This is a genomic window from Bacillus sp. LL01 (assembly GCF_001037965.1).
Genome location: NZ_LFEL01000129.1, coordinates 1 through 5083 on the forward strand (window position 1 = coordinate 1; position 5083 = coordinate 5083).

The 5083-nt window shown below is 38.9% G+C and carries 5 protein-coding genes; 4 read left to right on the forward strand and 1 reads right to left on the reverse strand.

Annotation, left to right across the window (positions count from 1 at the left end; genetic code table 11):
- Window positions 1-117: 117 nt before the first annotated feature.
- Together AB685_RS26175 and AB685_RS26180 are read left to right on the forward strand one after the other, a co-directional pair.
- The gene (locus AB685_RS26175; protein ID WP_047973526.1) at window positions 118-1077 is read left to right on the forward strand and encodes an MBL fold metallo-hydrolase; all 960 of its coding nucleotides are present in this window, start codon (window positions 118-120) and stop codon (window positions 1075-1077) included.
- A 102-nt stretch (window positions 1078-1179) separates the two neighbouring features.
- The gene (locus tag AB685_RS26180) at window positions 1180-1542 is read left to right on the forward strand and encodes a YtxH domain-containing protein (protein ID WP_047973527.1); all 363 of its coding nucleotides are present in this window, start codon (window positions 1180-1182) and stop codon (window positions 1540-1542) included.
- A 473-nt stretch (window positions 1543-2015) separates the two neighbouring features.
- Here AB685_RS26180 and AB685_RS26185 read toward each other — a convergent pair whose 3' ends face one another.
- Window positions 2016-3224, reverse strand: coding sequence for an MFS transporter (locus AB685_RS26185; protein ID WP_047973528.1), 1209 nt, complete (start codon window positions 3222-3224; stop codon window positions 2016-2018).
- Window positions 3225-3366: 142 nt separating this feature from the next.
- Between AB685_RS26185 and AB685_RS26190 the strand changes: the two genes are divergently transcribed.
- Both AB685_RS26190 and AB685_RS26195 read left to right on the forward strand, forming a co-directional pair.
- A complete protein-coding gene (locus AB685_RS26190) occupies window positions 3367-3747 on the forward strand; it encodes an OsmC family protein (RefSeq protein WP_047973529.1) in 381 nt (126 codons plus the stop codon).
- A gap of 105 nt (window positions 3748-3852) precedes the next feature.
- Window positions 3853-5083: MATE family efflux transporter (locus AB685_RS26195; protein WP_047973530.1), on the forward strand; the 1231-nt coding region annotated here is incomplete at its 3' end.

The following is a 5083-nucleotide window of genomic DNA, read 5'->3' on the forward strand; positions in this document are numbered from 1 at the left end:
TCTTGAGACAGATCATTTTCTTACACAAGCATACAATTAATGTTAAAATGGAGATGTTTAACAATTGTTAAACATCTCTCTTTTTTAATGAAGTGAATTTTGGAAGGAGTTATTGTTATGGTCGTGAAGACAGAGAAGATTCATTGTCTTACCATTCCTACACCATTTCTTGTTGGTCCTGTGAATTGCTATGTAATTGAAGGTGAAACGTTAACGCTAGTAGATACTGGTCCGAAAACGGATGAAGGTTGGGAGTTATTAAAGAGTGGTATTGAGTCAATTGGGTATTCAGTCGATGATGTAGAGCAAGTAGTCTTAACACATCATCATCCTGATCATGTGGGGTTAGTCGCAAGATTTAACAAGGCAAAGGTAATTGGGCATCAGTTAAATCAATTATGGCTCTCGCGCGATCCTGACTTCTTTATGCAATATGCTCGCTTTTTTAAACGATTTTACCTTCGACATGGATTAAACGCGGAACAGCTTAAAGTGATTGAGCGATCAAGTCTAGGGTACCTTCACTTTGTGGATAAGACGAATGTTGACGTGTTTGTTGCACAAGGAGATAAGTTACCAGGTCTAAGTGATTGGCGAGTCATAGAAACGCCTGGTCATGCACAAAGTCATCTATTGTTTCTAAGGGAGTCAGATGGAGTTGCAATTGGGGGAGATGTTTTATTATCTAAAGTTTCTTCGAATGCTTTACTTGAAGCTCCTCTAGAGGGGCAGGAAAGACCGAGAACATTATTACAATATCGTGAATCTCTTGAAACGATAAAAAATTTACAAATAAGCGAACTACACACAGGACACGGCCCATCGATTACGGATGTGACTACGCTCATTGATAATCGACTAACAGCTCAAGAAGACAGGGCGCGTGTGATTTATGACCATTTWAAGAGTGGGAAAATGACGGTTAATGAGCTAGGTGCTAAAATGTTTGGACGTAGTCACMATAAGCAACCTGAACTAACATTTTCTGAAGTGTTTGGTCACTTGGACCTTTTAATGCAAGACGACCTTATTGTCGAACGGCATGAAAATGAGCTCACTTATTTCGGGATAAAGTGAATGGTTATTCATTCATAATTTTAATTAATTAACATTCCTTTTTATTTCTCTGAATTTATTGGTAATATAATAAGAGAGGCCACTTATGAGGAGGAAAGCGTTATGGAAATGGAAAAGAAACCTTGTCAAACGCTATGCAAAGGATTGTGGATTGGCGGTGCTGTTGCCCTTACGGTAATTCTTGCAAAGAAAGAATGGCGCGAGAAGTTAAAGGAAGAAGCGTCTGAATTAAAACAGGGTACAACTGAAGCCTTGACCTTTATTCGTGAAAACCGTGAGCAAATCTTCGATCAAGTTCGTGATACTGCAACAGAAGTTTCACAAGTCATTCGTGATATTAGTGAAGATGTGAAAAAGATATCAGAGACTGCTACTCACCTCAAAGAAAGTTCCGAGGAGATTATTCAAGCTACAARGGATGCTGCCTCAGAAGTAAAGCAATTAAAAAATAAACCTCATGCATAACTCAAAAAAAATCGGACATTATAATGTTTAAGGACGGCAGATAATCTGCTGTGCTTAACACCGACTCTAGAACAAATAGTTGTTCAGAGATACAATAGGCAAGTTGCGAATTTGTAGTGATAACCTTAATTGAGGTGATTACATTGAAGGAGAATAACATAGACTTTMAGGATTGTTAGTAAACAATATTGAAGTGAGGTGTCTCCTAAAGACAAACATCGTTTCGACCCCAGATTGTTCATTGAATAAAGAATATCTGTCCTAGGTTGGTGAATGGAGGTGACCACATTGCGTCGGTCACCTCCATTACTTGGATGAGAGTAGGTGTATGACATGAGCCAAAAGAAAAAGCCAAAAGCAAATGCTCATCACTCTGGGCATAAGCATGCCAACAATCATAAAACAAGTAGTTCAGCTAATAAACAAAATGGTTACCATTAATTCAAAGCCCTCGTTCTCTTGAACGAGGGCTTTTATATGTTTTCAGTTACTGCTTTAGTAGGAGACGACGCTTGTTTATTTTTAAAGGCAATGCCGGTGATGAAAATAAAGACGAGCATCCCACCAATAGAATAATAAATACTCCCTGACTCAAAAATATCAATAAATATCCCACCAACAAGTGGTCCGATCATGCTGCCTACCCCAAAGCTTATAGCCATCATCACATTACCCGTAGGCAATAAATGTGTAGGAATAAGATCAGCCAGATACATCACGCCTAGTGAGAAAAATGAACCTACAAAACCACCAGCTAAGATAAATAAAATGAATAAGATCGTGGTCGAACTCTCAAAAGCAATCATGGCAAAAAAACAAAGCGCTCCGAAACTCGATAAAAAGAGCAAGATTTTCTTGCGTCCGACTCGGTCACTTAGTAATCCAAGAGGAAGCTGTGTGATCAGCCCACCAATGACAAAAGCTGGCAATAAAATGGACACCAGTTCAATGGTCATTCCTGAGCGCAAGGCATAGACCGGATAATTACCATGTAAGGAAGCTTCAAGAAAGCCGTATCCAAAGGCTGGCAAGAAAGCGAACCAAGCCAGTTTGAAAACTTCCTTATATCGCTTCCAAGTTGATAACTGACTTCCAGTTTCCATATCTGTTGCCGGAAATTCATTTCGCATTTGCAAAATTAAAAGCCAGGCCAGCATGCTCAATCCAGCAGATAGTAAAAATGGTAACCATTCATTAATACTAAGTAATCGGGTCATAAAAGGCCCAACTCCAAAGCCTAAACCAAAAGCGAGTCCATAAAGAGAAATATTCCGTCCACGGTTCTTCGGGGTACTTGTTGTAGTGATCCATACTTGTGTCGCAAAATGAACCATATTATCACCAATACCAATAATAATCCTTAGGACAAACCAAAACCAAAAAGCTTGCCATAAAGGGAGTAAGAGGAGTGAGGTGATCATTAAGACTAATCCAATCGTAATGACAGGTTTATAGCCGTATTTTCTAACAGGATGTTCAATAAATGGGGAGGCGAGTAAAACGCCAATATATAGAGCCGCTGCATTTAATCCATTTAAGGACGAGGAAACACCAGCATCTTCTAACATGATTGCGAGAAGAGGCAAGAGCATGCCTTGAGCAAATCCTGCAATGGCAACCATAATGATCAATACAATCAATCTGTATAAAGGACGGTTTTCAGCTGCTTTTCCTTCAAACATCGTATCATCATGCTCCTATCTTGATGATTTGTCACAAAGACTATTGTACATTGTATGTAAGGGAATGACTATCTTAAACGAAACAAATGACGGATCACTCAGAAATCGGTACAATAGAGAAGGAAAAAAGGAGGCGTTCATAATGGAATTTACAATGAAGGAAAACGGTTTTGAAACAACAGTGGAATATGGAAACTTACAGATTTCAGGAAATGCGGAGTACGGGTTTAGACCTTATCAATTATTAGTATCGTCGATAGCTGTGTGCAGTGGTGGTGTATTACGTAAAGTATTAGAAAAGAAACGAATTCCGTATGAGGATATTCATGTTCGAGCTGACATAACTCGTAATCCAGAAGGAGCGCAAGAGATCCAAGCCATTCACATGCATTTTACGATTAGTGGTTGTGATACTACAGAGCAAAAAATCGAGAAGTCATTAGAAGTTACTCGTAAGAATTGCTCAATGGTACAATCAGTAAAAGATAGCATCAACATTACAGAATCCTTTGAGTTGAAATAAAAGGTGCGTTCCCTACTGACTTATGTTGTTAGTAGGGCTTTCTCTTCCTATTTAACAGCCGATCATACTATAATGAAGCTTACATGATTAGAAGAAGGGATACATATGAAAACGGCAAAAATAAAGCAGCTTGATTTTACAGAAGGAAGTATTAGACGTAAGATGCTACTCTTTTCGTGGCCAATCTTTTTTGCTAATTTACTCCAAGCTTCCTACCAATTTGTTGATTCATTATGGGTAGGGAATCTTCTAGGTACTAGTGCATTAGGTGCAGTCTCAATATCCGCTACTGTTGTTTTTACGATCTTGTCGTTTATTATTGGAGTCAACGGAGCGACATTAACGGTCCTCTCTCAACGAAAAGGGGCCAATGATGAAAAAGGATTAAAGGAATCCTTAAATGCATTTGTATTTGTTTTAGGTTCTCTCGCTCTATTGCTTGGGGCCATTGGTTTTATATTTTTAGGGAGTATTTTGCGTGTAATGGGGACTCCAGAAGGGATGCTCCCGTATGCAGAGTCTTATTTAAAAATTAACTTTGTTGGGATTTTATTCTTATTTGGTTATAATTTCATAGGGACTGTCTTACGGGCGTTAGGTGATAGTAAAACACCTATTCGTTTTGTTATGCTTGCAGTTATTTTAAACGCAATTCTTGACCCTTTGTTTATAAGCGTATTTAACCTCGGAATAGATGGGGCAGCATATGCAACCATCATTGCGCAAGGAACCGCCTTTTTGTATGGGTTGATTTATTCTATTTACCGTGCAGGAGTTCCGTTTAGTATACCAACCCTACCTGAGAAGAAGTACTTCCTTGTTTTATTTAAAATGGGTTTGCCAGCTGGGYTATCTATGATGGCGATATCAGCCGGTATTTTAGCGATCATGACGGTGGTGACAGGATTCGGTGAAGATGTTATTGCTGGATTTGGAGCCTCGCAGCGCTTAGATAGCTTAATTATGCTGCCAGCCTTAACACTCGGCTCTGCTGTTAACAGTATGGCTGGGCAAAATATAGGAGCACAACAATGGGCAAGAGTAAAAGAGGTTGCAAAAGAAGCAGTGACTCTCATTGTGGTGGTAACATTCATTATTAGTACGATTATGTTTATTGGGGCAGAGTACTTCGTGTCACTATTCATACAAGATCCTGATACAGTTGCTTTTGGGAAAATGTATGTTCAGACGATTGCCTTTTTCTATCCGTTTTTAGGAGTTAATTTTGTGTTAAATGGGATTGTTCGAGCTTCTGGAGCGATGGTTCAAGTTCTTGTATTGAATATCATCTCTTTTTGGATTTTACGCTTTCCATTAACATTCTTATTTGCCCAAT